The sequence below is a fragment of the Paenibacillus sp. AK121 genome (genome assembly GCF_019042715.1).
GTDB lineage: Bacteria > Bacillota > Bacilli > Paenibacillales > Paenibacillaceae > Paenibacillus > Paenibacillus polymyxa_C.
The window spans coordinates 138,726-163,377 of the sequence record NZ_JAHPJM010000006.1 but is presented as its reverse complement, the minus strand read 5'-3'; the positions used below and the strand labels follow the sequence as shown (position 1 = coordinate 163,377).

The following is a 24,652-nucleotide window of genomic DNA, read 5'->3' as shown; positions in this document are numbered from 1 at the left end:
GGTGGAGTAGAAAAGTAGATAACGCATCCAAGTAGGAGTGATCATGATGGATTACCAAAAGACAGCCAAAGAAGTGCTTAGATCGGTGGGGGGAAACGAAAATGTGAACAGTGTCATTCACTGTGTCACTCGTTTGAGATTCAAACTGAAGGATAATCAATTGCCAGATAAAGAGAAAATTAAACAGATTGACGGTGTTATTACCGTCGTGGAAAGTGGCGGCCAATTCCAGGTGGTGATCGGGAATGAGGTTCCCAAAGTATACGAGGCTCTTTTGGATACGATGGGAGTAAAGCCTGGGGACCAGGCTGCTGAAGACGATCAAAAGAATGAAAAAGGGAGCCTGTTCAGCCGATTTGTCGATGTAATCTCAGGTGTGTTTATGCCCGTTGTTGGTGTGCTCGCCGCTGTCGGGATTTTAAAGGGACTGTTGGCCTTATGCACATCACTGGGCTGGATGACTGATCAGATGGGTACGTATAAAATTTTATATGCAACAGCAGACGCTATGTTTTATTTCTTTCCGGTTATTCTAGGGTTTTCAGCTGGTAAAAAATTCGGAGGAAACCCGTATCTGTCTGCTGTTTTAGGGGCCGCCTTGGTGTACCCAACCATGACTTCCGCCTTTACGGATAAAACGGCACTGTCCTTTTTGACCATACCTGTCGTTCTGATTAATTATACTTCTTCTGTTATACCTATCATTATTGGGGCGTTCTTGGCAGCTAAGGTTGAAAAATTTATAAGTAAGTATGCAGCTGCTTCCATTAAAATGTTCATTGTGCCTTTTCTGACCTTGGTCATTATATCACCGATTGTTTTTCTGGTTGTCGGGCCGATAGCAACTATAATCAGCGATGGGTTAGCCAAAGGCTCCATGTGGATTTACCAGTTAAGTCCGGCTATAGCTGGTCTCATTCTGGCCGGGTTCTGGCAGGGCATTATTATCTTCGGCTTGCATTGGGCGTTCATTCCGATTCTCCTGAATAATGTAGTTACGAACGGATTTGATCCGATTAACGGTATGCTGTTCTGTACTACGTTTGCGCAAACAGGTGCGGCTTTTGCCATTGCTTTGAAATCACGGGACCCCAAATTAAAACCCATTGCCACTTCTGCCACAATCGCGGGTTTGATGGGGGTTACGGAACCAGCTATTTACGGAGTTACGCTACCTACCAAAAAACCGTTTATTTTAGCCTCGATCGCTGGGGGTATAGGAGGAGCTGTAGCGGGCTTACTCGGCTCAACAGCATATGGATTTGCTTCAGGCGGGATTTTTGGTATACCTTTATTCATTAATCCAAAGGGGATAGATACAGGCTTCATAGGCTTTATCATATCTTTGGTTGTAGCTTTTGTAGTCGGATTTATACTGACCTATCTTTTCGGCTATAAAAATGCAAAACCTTCGCCTGATATTAAAATTGCAAATGAAAGCAAAGAGGAAGAAAAAACGGTATTCAGTCCTTTAAACGGTGAATTGATTCCTTTGACCGCAGTGAAAGATGAGGCTTTCTCCAGTGGTTCGATGGGTCAGGGAGTCGCGATTATCCCCCGAGAAGGAGTAGCTTACGCACCTTTTAACGGAACTGTTGTTACCGTTTTCAAAACAAAACATGCGATTGGACTGATCTCTGAGGATGGAGTTGAACTGCTCATTCACATTGGAATTAATACGGTCAGCTTGAAAGGAAAACATTTCACTTCTTTTGTGTCTGAAGGAGATACGATTCAAAAAGGGGACAAGCTGGTTGAATTTGATCCAAAAGCTATAGTGGATGAAGGGTATGATCTCACCACCTCTGTTATAGTGACCAATACTGCGGTGTACACAGATATCTTAGCTGAAGAATCTAAGGATATTCATGCAGGAGATCGCTTATTGAAGATCAGATAGTTCCCAATACAATAATAGAGAGATAACTCATCAAGCTGACGATAACCCTGTGTAAAAATAGGGTTGTCGTCAGCTTTTTTGAATATGGAAACAGATTTTGCAGCATGTACTACAATAACAGGTTACCATACCCCCAACGAGTTCATCATCTGTCGGAAGGAGCGCACATATTTATCCGGCGCCAACAGGTTAACGATCCGTGTACGCCCCTTCTGGCGGATAGATTCGCGATGAGGTACGTTGTTCATCAGTTCCAGTCCTTGCAGTACCGCCTGTAAAATGTCTCCCTGCTGATAAAATTTACCGGTTTCATTGTGATCAATGAATGCTCGTACCCCGTCTGAATCAGAGCTTAACACCGGACAACGACAGGCCATCGCCTCAGCTACCGCATAGCCGAATCCTTCCACCAGCGAAGTCGAGAGCAGATACCCGCCTGAGTCGCCAATCATGGAATAATACAAAGGCATTTTAGCATGAGGTACGCTTTTAAGACGCTCGATAATCGAGGACATACCAAGCTGAGCAAGCATGTCCTCGAATTGTATTTTATCCTCCGGCTGCGACAAGGTGTCATCATAGAACATCCAAATCCGAAGATCGGCACGATTTTTTAGCATCCAGTAAGAGATGTCGACAAAATGCCTCCAATTTTTATTGGGCTCCAATCGCCCAACCCATGCAATGACCGGATTAGCCGGGGGAGTGTTAGGTACATAATTAAATACGTTAGTATCCAGAACATTTGGGAATACAAAACGATTAAGCCATGGACATATGCTGGAAAATAGCTGTACGAGGTGAGTTGTTTCCGGTAAAAGTACCGCATTGGCATGGTTATGAAGATACGGAACGGCATCTGCGACAACCCTTGCTGCTTCTTCGTGAGTGCCAAAGCCCTGTGATTCATAGATTAGTATCCCTTGGTAGCCCAACATTCGCAGTCTGGGGAGCATAGGATAGTCCGAAGAGACAATAATTGCATCGTACCGATGAGATTCCACCAGATTTCGAATTTCTTCTTCAGAGGAAGTCATGAACACCGGAATATCGCCGTGCAGGTTTTGCATCCCTGTACCCTGCCGATAATAGAGAAGATGACATTCAATCCCGTCCTGAATGAGCGCTCTACAGCGTTGACGGTTCAAGGTTTCCACGCCACCGCTCGGTATATAAAAAGTAAATAGAACTTTGATATCAAAAACCTCCTTTGCCAACCACAAGCTCTTATACCAAGTTATTCAACCTACAGGACGGGGTGTGGGTTTCTACGGAAGCCTGGCTCGAATCAGCGAATAATTATGGCTGAGGCGAGAATCTTCCGGGGAGCGCTCTGTTGCTTCTTTCGCAAACTCACATGCTTTGTGCATTAGACCCAACTCGTAGCAAACGAGGGCTCCAAGATCATATAGTGCACTGCGTTTATCGGCCCAGCGCGCCTGCGGCATGGCAAGATGCTGTTGCAGCGTAGCGATGCACTCGTCCCAACGGGCATGATACATATATCCCGCCCCAAGTAGTTCATATTGCGATCTCTTTGGGAAATTCACGCAGCGTACCCAACGGTAGACGTAATGATAGTAGATGTGGTATTTTATGTTCACATTTTAGACACATTATTTTAAGCTTCTATTTAAGTGATGTTAAGCTGAAGCTATATGTGGGGGATTATCATTAGAATTTAAAAGTGTAGCATGAAGTGCGAGGAGACCGCTCCGCGAAGGCTTTGAGCTTCCGATCGCTGTTGCTGTAGGATTCTTTTTTGATTAGTTAAGATATGTAAAGGTAAGAATCCTACAGCAAAGGCGAACGCTGACGCTTCTCCAGCTTCAAATCCTCCGCTTCGCTGCTACTTGCTTCCCATGCAACATTTTGGGGGAGGGGAGCAGCGGGAATGAGACCGCTTCGCGAAGGGTTTGAGCTTCCGATCGCTGTTGCTGTAGGATTCTTCTTGGATTAGATGAGATATTTAAAGGTAAGAATCCTACAGCAAAGGCGAACGCTATCGCTTCTCCAGCTTCAAATCTCTCGCTTCGCTACTGACTGCTTCTCATGCAACATTTTGGGGGAGAGGAACAGCAGGGAGAAGATTACGAACAAAGAAAGGGTGAAACATGTGCTCAAAGTGCAGCAGGTGAGCAAGTGGTATGAGGGCAACCGGGGCGTACATAAGTTGGATTTTGAAATGCAGCGCGGTGAAATTGTTGGTTTCTTGGGGCCAAATGGTGCGGGTAAAACGACCACGATGCGCATGATTACAGGATATCTTCAACCAAACGAGGGAGTAATTACGATTGATGGTATCCCGATTCAGGATAAAGGCAGACAGGCTCGTTCCAAAATCGGTTATCTGCCGGAGACGCCCCCTTTGTATGGGGATATGTCTGTAAGATCCTACTTAAAGTTTGTAGCTAGTATTCGGGACGTGCCTGTGAGAGAGCAGAAGCTGCGTATTTCGGAGAAGATTTCCCGGCTGGGCCTGAATGGACGTGAAAAACAATTGGTCCGTAGCTTGTCCAAAGGGTACAAACAGCGCCTGGGGCTGGCAGGTGCAATTATTCATAATCCGGATTTATTAGTGTTGGATGAACCGACCTCGGGTTTAGACCCCAATCAGATTTTAGAGATTCGTCAGCTCATTCAGGAGATTGGTGAAAATCATACAGTATTGCTCAGCACGCATATTTTGCCCGAGGTGGATGCTTTGTGCAATCGGGTGCTGATCATTCACGAAGGGAAACTGGTCATGGACGGGCGTCCTGACGCGCTCGGCGGTTCGATGGAAGATGGATTCAAGGTGAAACTGGAGGTCAAAGGCAAGCGTGAGCAGGTAATGGATGTTATACGAGCTTGGGGAAAAGTACAAGTTGAATCTTTGGCGCCTACTCTGCCATCAGTGAATACGAAGCTGACTGCCACAGAGCAGGATTTGACCGAATTGTTGCTTACAGGAGCTTCCGATGAGGATTTTCGCGAAGAGCTGTTTTTTGTGCTGTCGGATGCGAAGCTTCCGATTTTGGAAATGAAAAAAGAAAACCTAAGCTTGGAAAATATCTTCCAGCAGTTAACGACTCGCGAGACGGAAGAAGGTCAGGGCGGCGATCCAGCGGTTCATGATCTACATACCTCTAAGAATGAAGCAACGGTCATCACGGCGGATCATGGAGAAGCCTCGGCCAGCGATAACAAGGTTGAAGAAGACAAGGATACAGGAGGTAATCGGTCATGAGGCGTTTGTTCGCAGTCTGTCAAAAGGAGCTGCAAGCCTATCTATGGACCCCAACGACGTATTTTGCGCTTGCGGTGTACATGCTGCTGACGGGGTTACTATTTTACACGAACTTTGTGATGTATCAGCCTAGTATTTTGGACTATCGGCTGGTACTCGGTGATACATTGTCCATGCTGGTGTTTGTTGTCCCATTACTCACGATGCGGCTGGTTGCAGAGGAATTCAGGCAGGGTACGGATGAACTGCTGCTTACCTCACCTGTGAGTGTAACGGAAATCATGATGGGTAAATTTTTGGCATCGTTAGGCATGTTGCTCATATTAGTATTGTGCAGCCTGGCGTATCCGGTCGTGATGTCCTTTTATGGGACGCTGGATTGGACGCTGGTATTTACATCCGTGATCGGCCTGTTTATGCTTGGCGCAGCCATGATGGCAATCGGCTTATTCGCATCAACGCTTTCACAGCATCAGATGATGTCAGCGGTCGTCAGTTTTATTCTTTTACTCGTTTTCTGGATGCTGGATTCGTTTGGTGGACAAACGGGCGCATCTGCGGCGCTGCAGCAGTGGCTGGAACCTTTTTCACTAACTGCACGGTTTGATAGTTTCACCAAAGGATTGCTGAATGGAGCCGATGTATTGTACTACGTGACGGTGGCGGCGCTCTTTTTGCTATTTAGCATCCAAGTGGTTGAACGGAAACGGTGGAGGTAATGAATATGAAAAAATGGCTGGGTCATACCAATAGTATGGTACTATCAATTGCTGCTGTAGGTATTTTTATTCTATTGACGTTATTTCTGCGCTCGCTGGGAGGCTTTCAACTGGATCTGACGGCAGGCAAGCAGTATACGCTGTCTGATCAGACGTTGACGACCATTCAGGGTGTAAAGGAAGACATACGATTAATTGCCTTTACCGTATCTACTTCGCAGAATCAGAAGCTGAACCGGGATGTTACCGATATGCTGAATGAATATGCCAAGCGTAACAAGAAGCTCAAAGTCGAGCAATACGATTTGAATCAGGAACCGATACTGGCTAAGCAGTATAGTGTTACTGCAGCCTCCATTGTGCTGGTGCAGGGAGAGAAAAAGCGGGTTATAGATATTGGAAGCCTATTTACGCAAGCCCAGGGGAGTGGTGAAGGGGCATACCAATTTACAGGGGAAGAAAAGCTGACTAGTGGACTGCTGGCATTGTCATCTACCCGTCAAGGAAAAGTGGTTTTTCTGACAGGGCATGAGGAAATTCCTTTGTCCCAAATGACCGAATTAAGCAGCTCATTGGCGCAAGATAATGTGAAAACAGAGGAAGTTCAGCTTAATCAAGCGGGTAGTGTGCCCAAAGATGCGTCTGTACTGGCTATTGTTGGACCAGAGCGGGATATTAGCGCGACGGAATTGAAAAGTATTCGTACGTATCTGAATGATGGTGGAAAGCTTTTTATGGCGTTAGGATTTCACCCGAACATGGGGGCCAACTGGAAAAATCTTGACGCATTAGCGGCTGATTATGGAGTGAAAGATACTCATGCTATCGTGGTGGATCAGGAACAGACGAATACGCTGGGCCCTCTATGGACGGTTCCTACCTTTGGCAGTCATGCGATTACTGATAAACTGGCGGCTTCTAATCTATATCCTGTTCTTTCGCTGTCTATTGCTTTGCAGGCAGGAGAGCAGAAGGATTGGAAGACGACACTATTGATGAAATCTTCTGCAGCTAGCTATGGCGAAACGAATATCCAGGGACTGCTGAACAACGAAACGCAGAAGGACGACAAGGACCCACAGGGGCCGCTTGATCTCGGTTACGCGGTAGAAGGGAAAGACGGCAAGCCCAAAGCGGTTATTCTCGGAACGTCAGCCCTTCTAAGCGACACGGAGATCAGCACAGGAGGGAATCGAGACTTTGTGCTGAATAGCTTGAATTATGTGCAGGAACACTCTGATGGACTCACTATTCGTCCTCGTCAGGAGCAGGATTTTAAGGTAGCTTATTTAACTGCTGCACAAGCGAAAACGGTATTGGCCATATCTGTCGTCGGATTGCCGCTGCTGTTCGCGGTGATCGGAATCTTATTATGGTGGAGGCGAAAAAGTGCATGAGAAAATGGATACCCACAGTGCTGCTGCTAGTTGTATTGGGAGCGGGTATAATCTATGCCAAGAGCCAAAACTTCTTTCGTGAACAAGCCCCGGCGGCTCGCCAGCTCATTCAGCTTACGCAAGGAGATATTACGTCTTTTGCGATCACTGGAAAGGACGGCAAGTCAGTGGAACTTAATCAACGTGATGGCAAATGGAGCATGAGTAAGCCACGATCTTACCCGTTAAATCAATATACAATAGACAATTGGCTAGCTGCGATTCAAAATGTAAAGTTGGGTGATGTCGTGGAATCATCCCCCACAGACGTAGCCAAATATGGAATTAGCGCTACCAATGACCAGATTGAGATTAAGACCAAGAAGGGTGACGTTCGCACCTTTGCCTTCGGTGAAACGCTGCCTTCCGGAGATGCTGTCTATGTACTATCAGACCAAAAAGAGATAGCTTCCGTACCTATAGATACACTTTCGGGTTTGCTGCTGGGTGCTGATGATTTTACAGATACAACGCCGTTTGATTGGGATGATACCAAGCTGAGCGGAATAGAGTGGGAAGGCCAGAATGCCTCATGGATGCTCCGATCCTCCGGTAACAGTGGAACTGGAGATAGTGCTTCCGCATCTTGGACGCTAAATGGCAAGTCAGTAGCCGGTGATACGGCAACTTCCCTCTCACAGCAAATCAAGAACCTGGCTAGCAGTCAGGCCTTGCGCAAAGCCTCCGAGCTGAACAAGCCTGTTCACCGCTTTACGCTGAGCATATCGCTGGGCAAGGAAGATTCCCCGCTGGTCTATCAGGGCTGGACACTTAACGATGATCCAGAAACCGTGTGGGTTGTACCGCCACAAAGCAACTGGGCTTATGGCCTGTCCGCTTCTGATGTGAACCGTGCTGAACAGAGTGGTCATGACCAGGCTAAGGCTAGCCAATAATCATTACATTTATAATAGCTGAACAAAGAGGCTCCAACGGCGAATAATCGTCGTGTGGAGCTTCTTTGTGTTCGTTATTCATCAGGCTTGCTGCTTTTGGAAGAAGGGCTGTTATTGTCGTTTAAATCTTGGATGACCTGAATCAGCTCATGAAGTGAGAGATCCAGCTTATCCAACTTTTCCTCCATCGTGTGCAGGATGTGCCGCAATAAAATAAAACAAAGTCCAGCCGGAAAGCCTACGTTGGTAACCAAAGAAAGAGCATCATCCATCTGCAATGTATTTCCCTCCTTTTTAGCCATATATAAAGGAAGGTAAATTAAAAGAACCATATACAACTGATTGTAAAAATAGTATAATAAATAAGAACAAGTGTTCTGTTTTGGTTGTAAAATAGAATTGCAAATTACCCTATAATATGAGGATTTAGAAAAAGTCAAATCCAAAGAGAAAGGGTGATTTATATTGGAAAAATCTCAGCTAACATTGGTCGAACAATACCGAAAGAAGTTGTACCGCATTGCTTGGAGAATCCAGTATCGTGCTCGGGTACAAACCAATCATGAATTTGTAATGGAAAAGAACGAAACTGTCATCGCTCCATCTTTTACAGAATCTGCAAACTCTAATATGTACACACTACAGCTTATCAACTCTCTATCTTCTGAGATCGGAAAAATGATCATCTTTGACCTTTACATACTAGACAAAACCGAAGCACAGATTGCAAAAGAGTTAAAGCTATCCCAACAGGCGGTGAATAAATGGAAAAAGAAAATGCTCAAAGAGTTATTTCGGATGCTGAGTTCGTCCAATGGCTCAAATTAGCACAAAGTGGGGATCAGGAGGCCATGAGCAGGATACTTTATTTGTTCGAGGAAGACATTCAGAGGACGAGTCGGTATATACGTATGTCCCGTGAAGATGCTGTTCAAAGTATCGTGGTTGATTTTATTGAAGAACTACGTCAAGAGCTGAAGACAGAGATATAGAAAAAGTGGACAATGGATGTAGCCTTGTCTATCCTTATCGGTAGGTTTAACTTATGTGACGGAGGGCTTATATGTTTATGAGTGATAGCAGGGCTTTATTCGAAAAAAATATGAAGTTGTATCCAGTTAACAGTATTCGCTCCAATGTTATCATTCTTGTTTTATTGCTGTTAGATCTGTTTTTGACTATTCCCTTAATAGGAAATCCCTACATTGCAGTTTATGTTTATGTGCTGATGCCACCGATTGTTCTGATTAATATTTGGGCGCTTGTACTGGTCATAATGCCAGGCAAATTGCAGTTGAATTATGTTTTATTCCGTGGTGTATTTGGTTTGGTATGCTCTATTGGCTTCATGATTATGACACAAAAGTTTGCTTATGGTATGTTGGGTCTGGGTACTCCATGGTATTTTATAAGTTCTTTTGCCGCTTATGGAATCGCCTTGTACTGCTATATCAAATATCATCTGGCGAAATTCAAAAATCCTTCAAATTATAAGAAAGAACCAAAAGTGAAGAAAGAACCAAAAGTGAAGAAAAAACACAAGCGAGAAGCTGTAGTAACAATGACCACATTTACCGGGGCTGGTTATTTGATAGCCAATCTTTCCCTCGGATTTGCTACACAACAATTCGTTGCTACAGTATTGATGTGTGTATACTCCATGCTTGCATTTGTTCTTTTTCATTTTATTATGGAGCTGCACCGCTATTATTGGCTTCATAAACTGAGAAATCAGACAACGGATTGAACACAATACATGGATTACACTGTAATTTCTCTATAAAGGATGTTTGGAATAATAAATAAGCCTGCGAACGCCTACACTATGATAGGTGTTTGCAGGCTTTTTAGGTTGTAGATTTATTTAGTCAACATACTTGTTGCCGTCAGCGTCAATATAAATGGATTGAACTGCTGTACGGCGGTAAGGATATCCTGCTGCTGTGGTGCCGTTAATTTCATAGGTTACGGAATAGATGCCTGGCTTGTCCGCTTTGGAAAGCTCAATTTGCCCAGTAGGAGTAACGGTTTTTTGCTGCAATGTCAGACCTTTGAACGCTGTAGTCATTCCTTGTTGCGGATCACCATAGTATTGAACTTGGTAAGTGACTTGTGTAACGCTGGTTGGGGAATCCTGGGACTTCAGATTTAGTCTCGGGCCCACTGCATTTAGATTGTATTTGAGCTCAGGGACCTGAGCGGCATGATAGCGTGCAATCAGGAGATATGCACCATGATCAGGAATTACGGCGTTCAACTTATAGATGCCTGGTTGGGGATTGGTAACTACAGCACTATGATGCCAGGCACCAGCAAAGATTTCTTCATCACGACCTGCTTTCACATTAAGCAATTCGCTAGTACCGTCAGGTTTGGTCAGCTCAAGCTGACTTACACGTTTATCGCTGATCCAGTCCAGATCAATGGATTGGACACCATTTTCAACCGTGAGGGTTTTAGAGGCTTTTCCATTATAATCGCCGCCTCGAATAAAATATGAATTATCGATCTCGTTATAGGTGGATTGTACAGCAGAAGCAGTCAGGGAAGACGCTGCTGAAAATGCCTCAGTTTCCTGATTCAATGCTGGAGTGTTCGCTTGGAGGTAAGGTAGGATCAGGGAGAAGACGTAAGAACCGGTACGAACCTTGGCATGATCCCAGGAACCGATTTTAACTACACGTCCGCCGGGAAGCTTAGCATTGTCGACTGTGACCACTCCATCATTTTTGCCGAAGGATGAGAGATACATTCCACCCAGTATGTAGGAAGCAGTGCCGCCAGACCAGTTATCACCAGCAAACGTGAAGAATGGAATTGTAGTCGCGTTACTGAGTGCATCCGTTTTGGTTCGGAAATACTTCATATAAGATGTTTGTAACGTAGAGGTGCCGGGATTTTGTGAGCCGACGATATCTGCCAGCCATCCGGCCCAGCTGCTGTAGGCGAGATCTGCAAGTTGTGAACCATGATGGGGACTGCTGAGGGTGATGACACGTTGTACATAAGGAGCTGCTCCGTTATACACGAGAGCGGTTTGAGTATCCACTCCACCTTTGCTGTGGGCGATGATGATGAGTTTTTTTCCAAAATGATTACTAATGACTTTGATTTTGTCGGCTAGAAGCTTGCCATTGTCCCACATATCCTGGGATGTGCCATTCGCATCGTACAAATTAATGGTGGCCGTCTGGTACCCAGCGTCACGTGCTTGCTGAAGCATATCATTATTATTCTTGGTCCACACTTCGGCGCTACTGTTCAAACCATGTACAAACAATAGTGCGGGTTTGGTAGGATCAACGCGATTAGGTGGTGGGCCTTCTGTCCAGCTTCCGGCGGGAGCTTTCGGTGCTTCAGGTGTAGTGGAGCCTGCAAAAGCACCGGCGGGGATAAGAGTGACGGATAACAAAAAAATGAGCATCAAAACGGTGAGCTTCTTCAAACTGTAAATCCTCCTTTTTGTAAAATTAAGTATTTCAAACTTATTATACATGCCATCTTGTGGTAAATCATCAATTGTATTTCATATTTACATTAAAATTTTATTTTTTCAGTCATTTTTTAGTCAGGATATCCCTAAGATTGATGGCGCATGCTAATCTCGTCACACATTTTATATGTATGGAGGATGAGTTCATGCCAGGAACTAAGAAAGTCATCAGTTTTACGATTTCAGCTGCTTTACTCGCCAGCATGGCTGCTTTAACCGGGTGTGGAAATGCTGATCATAACGTTCGTACGAACAGTACACGCTATAACGCGCAAAGCACACAGCATATGGATGGTGTGAATCGTTATGGTTTAGATGGTGTAAACCGTATGGATGGTGTGAATCGTTATGGGGTTAAATCCAACGGTATGGACGGGATGTCATTGAATGAAAATGGCAACAGAACCGGACATCCAATCCGTAATCTGCAAGTCGATCGCAACTTGTCTAAACGTATATCCGAGATGCCGGATGTAAAGTCTGCGACAGTATTGGTTGGTGAACGACATGCCTATGTAGCCGTTTCCTTGAAAGACCAAGCTAACGGAACGGGTGTCGGTGCTCCAAGCATTGACGGTACTCCGAGTGCTAATAATATTGGGCGTAACGGGAATGTACCGAGTGTGAATGGCGTTAATGGCACCAGAGGAAATCGAACTACAGGTACTACAACGCCTGGAATGACAGACAATGGAGTTACCGGGAATGGAACACCTGCACGTCGTGATGACGGTTTGTTCGGTACGATGGGTACAGGCTCGTACGGTATGTTGCGTGGCTTGACGGACAACAACAATCGCACAGATAACGGCAACAACACCATCGAGGGAGCAAGAACTGCATATGAACCAACTGATGCAGTCAAGAGCCGTATTGCTAACAAGATTAAGCAATTTGCACCTTCCATTGAACAGGTGCATGTATCGGCTAACCCGGACTTTGTTAGACAAACCTCTGACTTTACACGCAGTGTACAAAATGGTCATCCGATCAGAGGCTTGAGCAATGAAATGGTGGATGTGATTGAACGTGTATTCCCGACTTCGGCGGCTGATACAAACCGTCCAATGGAAAATACAACACCAACACGTCCACAAAATAATACGCCCGCACCGATGAATCATCGCTAATTCAAACCCTTAATTGTGAATATCCCAAAAAGAGCTATCCCATCTCGGCGAGTTACGCTGATGGAATAGCTCTTTCTTTTGCGGGGATTATATAACTATGACGATTTGCGCACTCCTTTAATCCATACACCTTGCAGATTTAAGTCGGCATCCAGTAACAAGACGTCTGCTTGTTTACCTGCTTCAAGTGAGCCTGTTCGATCAGCTATGTTCAGGGATCGAGCCGGATTCAGGCTAGCCATTTGTGATGCCTCGGGGATACTCAAGCCTACATGTTGAACTAGATAACGGAAGCCCTCAATCATCGTTAGTGTGCTTCCTGCCAAAGTGACGCCATCCTCCAGTCGTGCAACACCATCCTGTACAATCACTGGCAAATCGCCGAGTGTATAATGACCATCTTCCAGCCCGGTGGCTGACATGGCATCGGTGATGAGGATGAGATTATGGTCCTGCTTTAACTTGGCAAGCAGGGAAATAGCAGCAGGATGCACATGAATGCCATCTGCGATGATTTCTGCTTCAATGCGCGGATCAGCGAGTACGGCTCCCGCAGCTCCTGGCTTGCGGTGATGCAGTGGAGTCATGGCATTAAAGGTGTGCACGGCATGGTTCAGGCCCGCCGATGCTGCCTGTTCAACCTCTTCATACGTAGCATCCGTATGACCGAGCGCCGCGGTAATGCCGTGGCTACGCAGCCATGCGATGAGTTCAAGGGCGCCATTTTGTTCAGGCGCAAGTGTGACCTGGCGAACAAGGCCCGGATAGCGCTGCTCCCATTCTGCCATCCAAGCGAGGTTCGGAGGCACGATATGTTCCGGGTTTTGTGCTCCTGCCCAGTTCGGACTAATGAAAGGTCCTTCCAGATGCACCCCCTCCAACTGCGCATGGGGCATGGGATATGCCATGTATGTGTGAACTTCTTTTAATACCCGTTCAATTCGTTCCTTGGGCGCGGTCATAGTAGTAGCCAGCATAGCCGTCGTTCCTTGCGAACTGTGAAAAGAGGTGATTGCATCCAGCACCCTCGGATCAGAGTCCATAAAGTCCTCACCGTTACCGCCGTGAATATGAATATCAATAAAGCCTGGCAGCAGGTACCCCCCCTCCTGACGAACAACATTCGCCGCTTGTGTGGCAACTTCTTCAGGATTGCCTAAGACCAATGAGGTCCAGTCCACGGGCATATCCTCCTCTGAACCAGCGTATACAATGGATTGCCCCTCAATGATGACAACTCCGTTGGGAATGATGTCATTCCCAACGACGACTTGACCATACAATAGCTGCGGTATGTTACCGTTCATTTCATCTGACTTCATTTGAACCATCCTCCTGCTTCCTGATCCAGTAAAATAAGCACGTTGGGGTGGCATTGCAGCAGGGAAGCCGGACACTCTGTTGTGACGGGTCCAGTTAAAGCCTGCCTTATAATGTCGGCCTTCTCTGCGCCAAAGGCCACCAGCATAATTTGCTTCGCCTTAAGAATGGTGCCAACCCCCATCGTCACTGCTTGTCTGGGCACTGCATTGATATCGCCAAAAAATCGGGCGTTCGCTGAGCGCGTTCTTTCTTTCAAATCTACAACATGTGTGGCTCCGGTCAAGCTGTGACCGGGTTCGTTAAAGCCGATATGGCCGTTATGACCAATGCCAAGCAATTGGAGATCCACAGGTCCATGATCCAGAATGGCCTGCTCGTGCGCTGCACATTCTGCTGTGAGATTTAGGGCATTCCCGTTAGGGACGCGTGTATGAGATATGGGAATGTCGATATGCTGAAACAAGTGCTCATTCATAAAGCTTCGGTAGCTCTGCGGATGTTCTGGGGAGAGACCAACATATTCATCAAGATTCACGGAGTAGGCGCGAGCAAAGCTCACCTGTCCCTTGCAGTACATATCCGCAAGATGTCGGTAAATGCCAATCGGCGTACTACCGGTGGCCAAGCCCAGCATAGCTTGTGGTTTGGACAGCAGCAAGCTGGCGATCACAGTGGCAGCAGTAGCGTTCAGGTTTTCACGGCTGTTCAAAATGCGAATGTTCATCTTTAGTGCCCCCCTGGTTGTTTTTTAAGCTTACTCACTTGTTGATATGAACCTTCCAATCTCGGAATATATTTGTCAAAATTCGCGCTCACCATACCTGTAAACAGGATATCTATAATATGAAGCTGGGCGATGCGGGAGGCCATGTCTCCACGTCGCATTCCTTCCTCCAATGAGGAGGAAAATAGCGCAATATCCGCAAGGCTTGCCAGCGTATTGTTTCCGAAGGAGGTCAGGGATAATGTTTTGGCACCCTGTTCCTTTGCACAGCCTAGAGCCGCAATGGTCTCCTGGGTTTCTCCTGAATAAGAGACGGCAAAGGCCACATCCTCCGCTCCGAGCGAGGAGGCAGAGGTAATCTGCATGTGAGAATCTGCGAAGGCAGTGCTATTCTTGCCAATACGGATCAGCTTCTGGTAAAAATCCTGTGCCACAATCGAGGATGTTGCCATCCCATAGAGATCAATACGGCTTGTGGCTGACAGCCATGCAATGGCCTGCTCTAGCTTGCCCAAATCCAGCAACCGGGTCGTGTCTGCAATGGAGGCCGTATGGTTTGCCTGAATAGCCTGCACGATACGGGAAAGTGAATTTCCAGCCACAATGTCCTGATAGGATTCTTCACCTGTAAGGTTGGAATGGGACAACTCGGCGGCCAGCTTCATTTTGAAATCGGGATACCCTTTAAAATGTAGTGATTTGCAAAACCGTGTAACGGTTGCGGCACTCACACCGCAACGCTCTGACAGTTCCCGAATACCCAGATGCAGCACATCCTCCGGGGCTTGCAGGATAGATTCCGCCAGCTTACGCTCTTGTACAGGCAACTGCTCCAGTCGATGGGATAATGTATGAAGAATGGGGGACATGAGCTGTGCTCCTTTAGCTATATAATGCTTTTATGAAAAAAAGTATCATTTAATTAAATGAAATTAAGAAAAATATTTTCGTGTATATTGTAAAATAATTACGCACTTCATACAAGAGGGGAGAGGCTGATCACTTTCAAGTGTAGCTTCTATAAATGAATAATAAATGCAGAAAAATTTGTAGAAGTTATCATACATTAATTTACATTTTGCGACTTTTACTTACAAAACAACCTATTGACTTGTCTCTTCAATGGAGGAGTATAATTGAATATAGTTCCAATCAAGGAATTTTACTAGGAGCTTTTCAAAGGGCATCGTTGGACGGAAGAGTAGGATCTCATTCACAAGGAGGAGTTTGCTATGCAAAGCCAAGTGATTGAAATGATCAGCGCGGTCAAGGAAGATCCTGAATTGGTCGCTAAGCTGAATGGACATTCGGACATTATTCATGATGCGGGACTGGATTCATTGCAGTTGGTTCATTTCATGCTGCAAGTGGAGGATGCATTTGATGTGGAGATTGATTTTGATTCCTTTGAGTTGGAACATCTCCGTTCAGTAGATGCGTTTTGCAGTTACATTCAAGGAGTTAGCGATGCGGAGCAAGTGTCGCACCCGGAAGGTATGGAGACAGTCTGAACGCAGGGTAGACTTTGCCTGAAAATCCATTAAACGAGGTGTTAGCATGCAGCCCAAAAGCAATGTGCTGATTGATGAGAAGGCTTTCAAGCTCATCAAGCGTAACCTGAAAAACGCTTCCGTGTCTTATCGTAACGCAACACAGGATCCGGCTTTCAAAACGGACATGCCCCAGACGATTGGTATTAAGCTGACTAACCGTTGCAACTTAAGATGTACGCATTGCTTTGAATGGAACGAGGAAGGCTATCATCACCAAATGGATAAAGAAGAACAGAATATGGATCTTGCCCCGGATATGCTTCGGCAGATTTTGAGCGAAACGAAGGAAGTGAAGTCCAGACTGTACATGTGGGGTGGTGAACCGATGTTTCACCGGCGCTTTGATGAAATTTTGGACGTGCTGGCGGAAGATCGGCGTGAAATGACCTTTTGTACAAATGGACTACTCATTGATAAATATTTGGATCGTATTTTGGATTTGTCCGAAAATCTGGAGTTGTTAATAGCGATTGAGGGTTTTGAAAAAGAACACGATTTAATACGCGGTAAAGGCACCTTTCAAAAAACAATGCGGCAGATGGATAAGCTGATTGAACTTCGCGATCAGGGATTGTACAAGGGACGGGTAACTGTCCATGCGGTCATTAACGATAACATGATCGGACGGATGTACGAATTTCTGCAAATGCTGGAGGATAAGAGGCTGGATCTGGTGCTGCTAACGTTCCCCTGGTACATTTCCAAAGAAACCTCCTTTAAAATGGATGAATATTTTACACGTAATTTCTCCTGGCTCCGACAACTTGAAGAAAAAAATATTAGTAGCTGGCATGCTTTTAAATATAAAATCAACCCGGCTAACATCGACCCTCTGATGCAGGAATTACAGCGGATCAATGAGCGGGTATGGAACATTCGCGTGCGTTATCAGCCCGGCTTGGATTATGAGGAAATTGATAAATTTATACATGGCGAGGAAATGGTCAGCCGTTGTTCCAATCATTGTTTGGCGCTCACCTCCAGAACAGATATTTTACCAGACGGAAAGGTTATGCCTTGCAAATTTTTCAGTGAGTTCACGATTGGAAGTTTGCGTGAGCACAGTCTGAAGGAAATATGGAATTCGGATGCGTATGAAAAAACCCGTCAAAAGATTAATCATGAAGGATTGACGCCGGTGTGCTCCAAATGCAGTGTGCTGTATCTGCATGGGGCAGGCTCTCTGAAATACATTTAGTTTCCTATGAATCTCCTATGGAATATTGTTTGCTACTAGATGGAAGAGAGAGGGATGATGACAAGACGTGACGACTAAAACGATTAACCTTGTGGAAGCACTTGCTCATGAACGGGATCATGGGGTCCTGATTTGGCTGTTTAATATCGGCGCAGAGCAAGTGTGGCATCCATCCCCCCGGAAGGGGGGCATGGTAGACCGGGATGAACAGCAGGTCGTAAACCGGATGGAGGAAATGAATCTCCTGCTATGCCGAAGTCAGGATGTCATTGTACTCCGTGAACAGCCGGATGAGGCATTTCTGGACATGCTTCAGCGGTTAGGTTTCAGCCTGCCGCGTATTGAGGTGCCAGAGCCTTCTGATCCGCTAACGCCGATTTCAGAGTTAGTACTGGCGGATGACGCACTTTTGGCACGACTACGTGCGGTTGCGGATGCAGGCCATAGCAGCGGCGGAGCCAAAGCGTGGCTCGTACCCTATGCGGTCACACCGCAGGAGGAAGCGATTGCGGAGCGTTGTGGGCTGGAGTTGATCGGTGCTCCATCTGCGGTATGCGCCCAGGTGAATGATAAAATATTTAGCCGTCTGACCGCACAAAAGCTTGGTTTTGCTGTCAGCGAGGGCGCTGTATGTGCAGACGAAGCGGCAATTCGCAGAGAATGTGAGAGACTGGCTGGCTTATCGGACGAGCCTGTGAAGCTGATTATCAAGCAGCCACACGGGGCCTCGGGACAAGGTATGTATATGCTGGACGAGCTGTCCAAGCTGGACACGCTGCTGAGTGTGATGAGACGCTTTGGCGGTTCGTCATCGTCTTCTGGCGGCTGGCTGGTGGAGCGCTGGCACAATAAGCAAATGGATCTGAACTACCAGCTCTGCATTGACGAGGGCGGCGGTGTGACGATGTTTTCGCTAAAAAGGCAAAACGTAGACGGTACAGTCTATATCGGCTCCCAGGTTCCCGCTGATATTGGCGAGACGCTGGAGGAAGAAGTGAGACGATGTGCTTATCAGTTGGGAACGTATCTCTATTCCATCGGGTATACGGGAATGGCTTCCATTGACGGTTTTGTTGACGAAGATGGTTTGCTGATTCCGGTGATCGAGATTAATGGCAGATTTACCCTGTCTACTTACATCTCGTTCCTGTCCTCTGTCTTGGGAGAACGGCATAAGACCTTGTCCCGTTATTACCGCAACGTGACCGCTACACCTCTCACCTACAGCCGTTTGTGCGGGTTGCTGGCGGAGGAAGGCTTGCTCTATACACCCGAACGGCCTGAAGGGGTATTTGTTTATACGGCGGGTACCTTGTCTGGCATTCCTGTAAAGCGGGGCTATGTGAACCGGATTTTCACACTTATTTTGGCAGACAGTTGGCAGGAAGCGGATGCTTATGCACACAAATTGGAAGGTATCATTGCTGGATTAGGATGCTCATAAATAGGAGGAAATTGAGAATGAAAACAGACGTATACCATGTAGTACCTTTGCTGGAAAAGGTTTTGAAGCTGGCTCCCGGCGAGTTGGAACAGTTGACTCCGGATCAGGACCTGCGAACCTTGGGCCTGAATTCCTTATCCGCTGTTGAATTAATTGTAGAATTGGAAAATGAGCTTGATATTACGATGGAGGACGACGATTTGGTGCTGGAGCATCTATCTACACTGCAAGGCATTGAGCGTCTGCTGGGCAAATATGCATAAGGGCGCTGAACAGACAAGACCTATGCTGCAGTCCGATATGGGGGCACGTCATAATTCCATGGTTGATCATAGTGCAGAAGAAATCGCAAATGCTCTCCCAGGGAAGCATTGTGTATATTCTTCCCTGCGTACTTCATTGCAGAGGTATGGGGTGAACATGGCCGAAGCCGAGCTGTTCATGCTGTGTGGGAGTATGTGCGCGGAGTATGGTGGAGATTTGAAGCGCTTCGGACCGGAGAAATATCCGGAGCAGCTTCAAGAAATGGCCGCCAGTGGCGGACCGGTTATTCGAGTAGAACCGTGGGTCGAAGGAGTCAGCAATGAAACCGATCTGTTGCGGGTGCTCACATCTGGTTATGGTACGATGCTGCACACATCGAGCACCGCTTTAACCTATCACGATGTATATGTGAAAAATTACCCAAGGGGTCATGTGATTGAGTTGTACGGACTGGACTTGCAAGAACGGATGGCACAGGTGAATGATAGCTTCCTGCTCGATTCCTCGGGACATGCGATGACTTATGTGGGCTCAGCCCGGCTCGACGACCTCATGCAGGGCATTATTGAGTATGCATGGCTGGTGGAGCAGCCTGTCCCGCTTTCGCCAAGGGAGATGCATGCTGCGTGTGCTTACCATATTCGTCAGTATGTGACGGGTGAAAAAGTTACAACAGACCAGCATGTCAAGCGGGGAGATGCGGGTTACCGGGCATTTGTCGGTGACTTCCATCTGTTAGAAGACATGGAGGATCAGGAGTTTCGGACGTTCTGCCATGAAATTTATTACAATCTGCGCTTGGGCAGCGCTCTTCATTTGGCAGATTATACAGCTGATTATTGCCTGCTGCATCAAGCTACGCTGGGGCCGCAAGCACAGCATATCATTGAATTGGCACAGGCTTTGTACGTGGATTGGCACAAGCTTAATCTGCATATTTACAAAACAGGACTTCAATTGCGCAAGCATCGGATGCCTGAGATTACAGAACGGGCTCTGCATTTGATTGAAAGACAGCGTCATATGCTGGAAGAACTGATGATTTTGACAGAGCAAGCAGCTGAGTAGCCAAAGCACTCGGTAATATCAGGCGCGTTCATCCAGGTATCACGCATAGAGGAAAGAGGAGGGGAATTCATTGCCGTCCATTACATTAAACCAATTGTCGAAAACGTTTACGTACTACAAAAAGGAGCCGGGCGTGCGCAAATCACTACAAAATTTGTTTAAGCGTGAACAGCTGACCAAGAAGGCTGTGCAAAACGTTAGCTTTAGCATTGAGGAAGGAGAAATTGTCGGATTTCTTGGTCCCAACGGGGCGGGCAAAACAACAACGCTCAAAATGCTGTCCGGCATTCTCCATCCCACGGAAGGGGAGGCATCGGTACTCGGCTTTACTCCCTGGAAGCGACAAAAAGAGTTTAAACGTCAGTTTTCGATCGTGATGGGACAGAAAAACCAGCTTTGGTGGGATTTGCCCGCAAGCGAGTCGTTCGAGCTGAACAAGCTTATCTACGAAATCGATGATAATCGTTATAAAGAAGCGCTGGATGAACTGGTCACTTTGCTTGGGGTGGAGGAGCAGCTTCATGTGCAGGTTCGGCGGCTATCGCTCGGCGAGCGTATGAAAATGGAACTGATCGCCGCGCTGCTGCATCGTCCACGGGTCATTTTACTGGATGAGCCGACCATCGGACTGGACCTTGTTTCTCAGCGGCGAATTCGAGAGTTTTTCAAAGCCTATAACCGCACACACCAGACGACCATTTTGCTGACAAGCCACTACATGAAGGATATTGAGGATTTATGCACCAGATCCATCATTATCAGTGGAGGCAGATTGGTGTATGACGGAGACTTGCACAAGGTGAACGAGGTCATCGGTGCTCGTAAATTGCTCAAGGTTCGATTGGAGACACCTGTATCCAGTCTGGCGTTGGCGGGGCTCGGCAAGCTTCGCTCCAACTCGGAGCTGGAGGCGGTATTTGAGCTGGATGCAGACGATACGTTAACTTGGTCCAAAAAGATTTTAGATGCACTGCCTGTCGTTGATTTTACGATTGAGGACGTCCCGCTGGAAGAGGGGATAGCCAATTTGTACGATGGGGGCAGGCTGGCCGATGCGAAATAACAAATATGTAAAGGTACTCCAGCTTGGCATGCAAAACGAAATGGAGTATCGGGCCAATTATTGGCTTCAAATGGCTGGATTTATGTTGCCGATCATGACACAAATATTTCTCTGGCTTGCGGTATTCGGTTCTTCGGGACAAGCAAGTGTGCTGGGTTACTCTCTGCCGGAAATGCTGGTGTATGTAGTTATGGCAGGTGTAACTGGAAAACTGATTGCCACGGGCTTTGAATACGAAATTGCTACAGATATCAAGGAAGGCGGACTGGCAAAATTCATGGTACAGCCTGTGCATTATTTTGCTTACCGTTTTTGCCGGTTTATTGGAGGTAAAGTCATACAGTCCGCAGTTGTGCTGCTGGCGGCTGCTATTTTGCTGTTATGTCTTAGTCTGGAAGGACAAATCAGCTTCGGGCTGTCGCATATCCTGCTTTACATATTGGCGTTGCCGGGAGCGCTTGTGCTTAATTTTGTGGTCTATTACGCGCTCAGCGGCATAGCCTTTTGGGTGACGGAATCGGCAGGACTATTTTACACGCTGTCGCTGGTCATTTATGTAGCTAGCGGTACCGTGTTTCCGCTGACGATTTTTGGAGATGCTTTGGCCCGTCTGTTCAGTTTGCTGCCGTTCAGCTACACCGTATTTTTTCCGGTGAATGCGTTGACGGGCAAACTGACTGTACTGGAAGCCGCCGAAGGCATTGGCGTGCAATGGATCTGGATTGCAGTGCTGGCGGCCGTATCACGCTGGGTGTGGCAAGCCGGAGTCAAACGCTTTGTCTCGGTGGGAGGTTAACATGAAAAATGTTTTTCGAAACGTTGGACGTTACCTCAGATTGTACTGGAAGTTCGTCCAGTTTTCCGTCATGTCGCAGATGGAATATCGCATTAATTTTATAACAGCCTTTCTAGTTGAAACGGCTTATTTGCTGATCAAACTGTTGTACGCCTCGGTTCCATACCGGGCAGGGACGGACATTAACGGCTGGTCTCCTGACGCCATACTCTTATATATTGGCGTGTTTACGATGATGAGCGGATTTTACAGTGGATTATTTTACAGTAATTTTACAAGCCTGCCTGACAAAATCCGAACTGGCTCACTGGACGTGCTCATGACTAAGCCGGTATCGCTGCAATTTATGGTGACACTGCGTCAATTTGAGCTGGGCTATACTGTACCAAATGTCGTGGGCGGTGGAATCATGACAGGCATTGGCTGGTATCGTCTTGGACTGCCATTTGATGTGGAAACTGTAGGAGGATTCGCTGTGCTGCTCGGATGCGGAGTGCTTACGGCATACTCCGTATTTTTGCTCCCCCAACTGCTGGCCTTCTGGATTATCCGCACGAATGGTGTTACAGAGCTATCCAACAGCATTTTCGAGACGAACTATGTGCCAATGGCCGTGTACAGTAGCCTGATTCAGCGTATTGGCTTGTTTGTGCTTCCGGTGTTTGTCATCTGTAATTTTCCGCCCATGTTCATTCTCGGCAAAATGGAACCCGGCTTGATGCTATGGGCATTTCTCGCACCTCTCTGGCTGCTGGCGATTATTCGCCTGATATGGCAGTTTGCTCTACGTGATTATACGAGCGCGAGCCAGTAGCGCTACCGTGTAGTAGTAGGTTCATAATGAAGCAGGAAAGGAAGCGAATCATATGAATGCGATACCGAACCAGCGTCATTTATATATGGGAACGTTCGAAGCGGAGGCTTACTGGCGAGATACCGAGCTAGCTTCCCTGCCCGCCCTGCCTGATCGGGCTTCTTCTGCCATTGTAGCGGCTATGGATGAATTGCTGTTTAGCTTTTGTCAGCCGGGAGACGCCTTGTTGACACGTTTTGCCATTTCGCCCGTACATCGTCAGTATATTGCGCAGTTGGGCTTTCATCCGGCTGTAAACGAACGGGATTTGACCGACGGAATGGAACAGGCGGGCAATGTGTCGGCCGCTTCCGTTTTTGAGCTGCTGAGTAGCCGCAAGAGTGATGCCGGAGAAGGTTTTCCTCAACTGGAAGGCTGTGTACTTAGCCCGTTTGCGGGGTTGCCGCATGTGGAGGAGGCCGCGCGTGCTTGGGGAATTACATTGCATCAGCCACCGCTGGAAACGATTCGCAAGGTAAATGCCAAAACTTATTCCTCTGAGTTGAAACGCAGTCTTGGTCTGCGCAACCCTGGTCATATTGTGACTTCGTTTGCGGATGTCGCTGAAGCAGGGCGTAAACTGCTGCGGGATGGAAGCTTTTTAATCAAGGATGATTTTGGCGTATCGGGCAAAGGCAATCTGCACATCACTTCGACACAAATGCTGGACCGGGTCGTATCGTATTTGCGTGGACAGGAGCGCAAAGGCAAACGAGTACTGTTCCTGCTGGAGCCTTTTTTGGAGAAAGAGCAGGATTTTTCATGCCAATTTACGGTTAGTGATGATGGACGTGTCGACATCATATCTGTGCAATGGCTGGCTAATACTCAATTCGCCTATCGGGAATCCCTATCGCCGGACAGGGCTTTTATGGAGCGCCTGGAGCACGAGGGTTATTTTAGCTTGATGCAGGATGTGGGACAGCAATTGTACCGGGATGGATATTACGGCGATGTATGCATAGACTCCATGACACTTCGTGGTGGAAAGCTGGAGCCCATTATCGAAATAAATGCCAGAAAGTCGATGAGTTTGATCAAGCATCAGCTCGATACCTATCTGGCCAGGAAAAATATGCGTGGCACGCTGACGAATTATTCGCTGTCCCATGACGGCAGTCTATCCTATGAAGAACTGCTGGAAGGGCTGGAAGGCGAGGGATTGCTGTTTACAGGTGAACGTGAGGAAGGTGTCATGCCCCTGGGAGCCAATACATTATATGTAAACACGGGTGGACGAGACGGTGAGAACAGGATTGCAGGCCACGCCACTGCGCCAAGCAGACATGCAACTGGGCGTGGGGGCAGGCCATCTGGCAAGCAGGTTCGCGTGAGTGGAATTGGGGCCAGCATTGGCGGAGCAGAAGAGAACGGTATGAGTCAGCCTGACTTGAGTGGTACAAAAGAAGCTGCTGGAAGCGAACGGGCGCGAGGCAAAGGCCGGCTTTATTTGGAATTGGTGGCTGCGAGCGATGAAGAAAAAATGCGATTGACAACCAAGCTGGAGCGTTTTTTGGCAGAGCGACATTTTACAGTGCTGAATTAAACGGGAGGCGTATAAGC

The 24,652-nt window shown here is 47.0% G+C and carries 25 protein-coding genes; 18 read left to right on the top strand and 7 right to left on the bottom strand.

What is annotated here, in order from left to right; genetic code table 11:
- Positions 1-46: 46 nt before the first annotated feature.
- The gene (locus KSP24_RS13190; protein ID WP_216975342.1) at positions 47-1,900 is read left to right on the top strand and encodes a beta-glucoside-specific PTS transporter subunit IIABC; all 1,854 of its coding nucleotides are present in this window, start codon (positions 47-49) and stop codon (positions 1,898-1,900) included.
- A gap of 122 nt (positions 1,901-2,022) precedes the next feature.
- On the opposite strand, the gene KSP24_RS13185 is transcribed toward KSP24_RS13190, so the two are convergent.
- Both KSP24_RS13185 and KSP24_RS13180 read right to left on the bottom strand, forming a co-directional pair.
- Positions 2,023-3,117 (bottom strand): glycosyltransferase family 4 protein, encoded by a 1,095-nt coding sequence (locus tag KSP24_RS13185; protein WP_216975340.1) that lies wholly within the window; start codon positions 3,115-3,117, stop codon positions 2,023-2,025.
- Positions 3,118-3,168: 51 nt separating this feature from the next.
- A complete protein-coding gene (locus KSP24_RS13180) occupies positions 3,169-3,402 on the bottom strand; it encodes a hypothetical protein (protein WP_216975338.1) in 234 nt (77 codons plus the stop codon).
- Positions 3,403-4,016: 614 nt separating this feature from the next.
- On the opposite strand from KSP24_RS13180, the gene KSP24_RS13175 reads away from it, so the two are divergent.
- Genes KSP24_RS13175 through KSP24_RS13160 form a run of 4 tightly spaced genes read left to right on the top strand, consistent with a single transcriptional unit; the run spans position 4,017 to position 8,180 of the window.
- Entirely contained in the window at positions 4,017-5,129 is a 1,113-nt protein-coding gene (locus tag KSP24_RS13175; protein WP_216975336.1) for an ABC transporter ATP-binding protein, read from the top strand.
- Positions 5,126-5,848, top strand: coding sequence for an ABC transporter permease (locus tag KSP24_RS13170; RefSeq protein WP_013372800.1), 723 nt, complete (start codon positions 5,126-5,128; stop codon positions 5,846-5,848). Before KSP24_RS13175 ends, KSP24_RS13170 begins: the two co-directional genes overlap by 4 nt.
- A 5-nt stretch (positions 5,849-5,853) precedes the next feature.
- Complete coding sequence (locus tag KSP24_RS13165) at positions 5,854-7,245, top strand: GldG family protein (RefSeq protein ID WP_216975334.1); 1,392 nt, start codon at positions 5,854-5,856, stop codon at positions 7,243-7,245.
- Positions 7,242-8,180 carry a DUF4340 domain-containing protein gene (locus KSP24_RS13160; protein ID WP_216975332.1) on the top strand — a complete coding sequence of 313 codons (939 nt, stop codon included), beginning with the start codon at positions 7,242-7,244 and terminating at the stop codon, positions 8,178-8,180. Before KSP24_RS13165 ends, KSP24_RS13160 begins: the two co-directional genes overlap by 4 nt.
- 74 nt (positions 8,181-8,254) lie before the next feature.
- On the opposite strand, the gene KSP24_RS13155 is transcribed toward KSP24_RS13160, so the two are convergent.
- Positions 8,255-8,458, bottom strand: coding sequence for a hypothetical protein (locus KSP24_RS13155; protein WP_013372797.1), 204 nt, complete (start codon positions 8,456-8,458; stop codon positions 8,255-8,257).
- Between the two features lie 187 nt (positions 8,459-8,645).
- Between KSP24_RS13155 and KSP24_RS13150 the strand changes: the two genes are divergently transcribed.
- The 3 genes from KSP24_RS13150 to KSP24_RS13140 all read left to right on the top strand — a co-directional run bounded on the left by KSP24_RS13150 (position 8,646) and on the right by KSP24_RS13140 (position 9,927).
- Positions 8,646-9,008 (top strand): hypothetical protein, encoded by a 363-nt coding sequence (locus KSP24_RS13150; RefSeq protein WP_040102982.1) that lies wholly within the window; start codon positions 8,646-8,648, stop codon positions 9,006-9,008.
- 23 nt (positions 9,009-9,031) lie between these two features.
- On the top strand, positions 9,032-9,172 hold the full coding sequence (locus KSP24_RS25250; RefSeq protein ID WP_230493740.1) for a hypothetical protein: 141 nt from the start codon (positions 9,032-9,034) through the stop codon (positions 9,170-9,172).
- Between the two features lie 71 nt (positions 9,173-9,243).
- On the top strand, positions 9,244-9,927 hold the full coding sequence (locus KSP24_RS13140; RefSeq protein ID WP_216975330.1) for a hypothetical protein: 684 nt from the start codon (positions 9,244-9,246) through the stop codon (positions 9,925-9,927).
- Positions 9,928-10,044: 117 nt separating this feature from the next.
- Here KSP24_RS13140 and KSP24_RS13135 read toward each other — a convergent pair whose 3' ends face one another.
- Positions 10,045-11,625, bottom strand: coding sequence for an esterase/lipase family protein (locus KSP24_RS13135; protein WP_216975327.1), 1,581 nt, complete (start codon positions 11,623-11,625; stop codon positions 10,045-10,047).
- A 194-nt stretch (positions 11,626-11,819) separates the two neighbouring features.
- Here KSP24_RS13135 and KSP24_RS13130 point away from each other — a divergent pair, with 194 nt between their 5' ends.
- Positions 11,820-12,803 (top strand): YhcN/YlaJ family sporulation lipoprotein, encoded by a 984-nt coding sequence (locus tag KSP24_RS13130; RefSeq protein WP_013372792.1) that lies wholly within the window; start codon positions 11,820-11,822, stop codon positions 12,801-12,803.
- A 95-nt stretch (positions 12,804-12,898) separates the two neighbouring features.
- Here KSP24_RS13130 and nagA read toward each other — a convergent pair whose 3' ends face one another.
- From nagA to KSP24_RS13115, 3 genes are read right to left on the bottom strand one after another with little or no spacing between them, the layout of a single operon-like run.
- On the bottom strand, positions 12,899-14,125 hold the full coding sequence (nagA, locus tag KSP24_RS13125; RefSeq protein WP_216975325.1) for an N-acetylglucosamine-6-phosphate deacetylase: 1,227 nt from the start codon (positions 14,123-14,125) through the stop codon (positions 12,899-12,901).
- Positions 14,122-14,850 carry a glucosamine-6-phosphate deaminase gene (gene nagB / locus KSP24_RS13120; RefSeq protein WP_058830470.1) on the bottom strand — a complete coding sequence of 243 codons (729 nt, stop codon included), beginning with the start codon at positions 14,848-14,850 and terminating at the stop codon, positions 14,122-14,124. The genes nagA and nagB overlap by 4 nt, the downstream gene beginning before the upstream one ends.
- Positions 14,851-14,852: 2 nt before the next feature.
- On the bottom strand, positions 14,853-15,719 hold the full coding sequence (locus KSP24_RS13115) for a MurR/RpiR family transcriptional regulator (RefSeq protein ID WP_216975323.1): 867 nt from the start codon (positions 15,717-15,719) through the stop codon (positions 14,853-14,855).
- A 363-nt stretch (positions 15,720-16,082) separates the two neighbouring features.
- Here KSP24_RS13115 and KSP24_RS13110 point away from each other — a divergent pair, with 363 nt between their 5' ends.
- From KSP24_RS13110 to KSP24_RS13070, 9 genes are all read left to right on the top strand, one after another.
- Complete coding sequence (locus tag KSP24_RS13110) at positions 16,083-16,361, top strand: acyl carrier protein (protein WP_216975321.1); 279 nt, start codon at positions 16,083-16,085, stop codon at positions 16,359-16,361.
- Positions 16,362-16,407: 46 nt separating this feature from the next.
- Complete coding sequence (locus tag KSP24_RS13105; RefSeq protein ID WP_013372787.1) at positions 16,408-17,601, top strand: radical SAM/SPASM domain-containing protein; 1,194 nt, start codon at positions 16,408-16,410, stop codon at positions 17,599-17,601.
- 67 nt (positions 17,602-17,668) lie between these two features.
- Positions 17,669-19,045, top strand: a complete 1,377-nt coding sequence (locus KSP24_RS13100) for a preATP grasp domain-containing protein (RefSeq protein ID WP_040102988.1) — start codon at positions 17,669-17,671, stop codon at positions 19,043-19,045.
- A gap of 17 nt (positions 19,046-19,062) precedes the next feature.
- Complete coding sequence (locus KSP24_RS13095) at positions 19,063-19,308, top strand: acyl carrier protein (RefSeq protein WP_016818498.1); 246 nt, start codon at positions 19,063-19,065, stop codon at positions 19,306-19,308.
- The gene (locus KSP24_RS13090) at positions 19,301-20,377 is read left to right on the top strand and encodes a BtrH N-terminal domain-containing protein (RefSeq protein WP_216975319.1); all 1,077 of its coding nucleotides are present in this window, start codon (positions 19,301-19,303) and stop codon (positions 20,375-20,377) included. The genes KSP24_RS13095 and KSP24_RS13090 overlap by 8 nt, the downstream gene beginning before the upstream one ends.
- A gap of 70 nt (positions 20,378-20,447) precedes the next feature.
- Entirely contained in the window at positions 20,448-21,440 is a 993-nt protein-coding gene (locus KSP24_RS13085; RefSeq protein WP_064963402.1) for an ABC transporter ATP-binding protein, read from the top strand.
- Positions 21,430-22,236: an ABC transporter permease gene (locus tag KSP24_RS13080; protein WP_216975318.1), complete on the top strand. Its 807-nt coding sequence runs from the start codon at positions 21,430-21,432 to the stop codon at positions 22,234-22,236. Before KSP24_RS13085 ends, KSP24_RS13080 begins: the two co-directional genes overlap by 11 nt.
- A 1-nt stretch (position 22,237) precedes the next feature.
- A complete protein-coding gene (locus KSP24_RS13075; protein ID WP_058830473.1) occupies positions 22,238-23,050 on the top strand; it encodes an ABC transporter permease in 813 nt (270 codons plus the stop codon).
- 52 nt (positions 23,051-23,102) lie between these two features.
- Positions 23,103-24,635, top strand: coding sequence for an ATP-grasp domain-containing protein (locus KSP24_RS13070; RefSeq protein WP_058830474.1), 1,533 nt, complete (start codon positions 23,103-23,105; stop codon positions 24,633-24,635).
- Positions 24,636-24,652 lie beyond the last annotated feature (17 nt).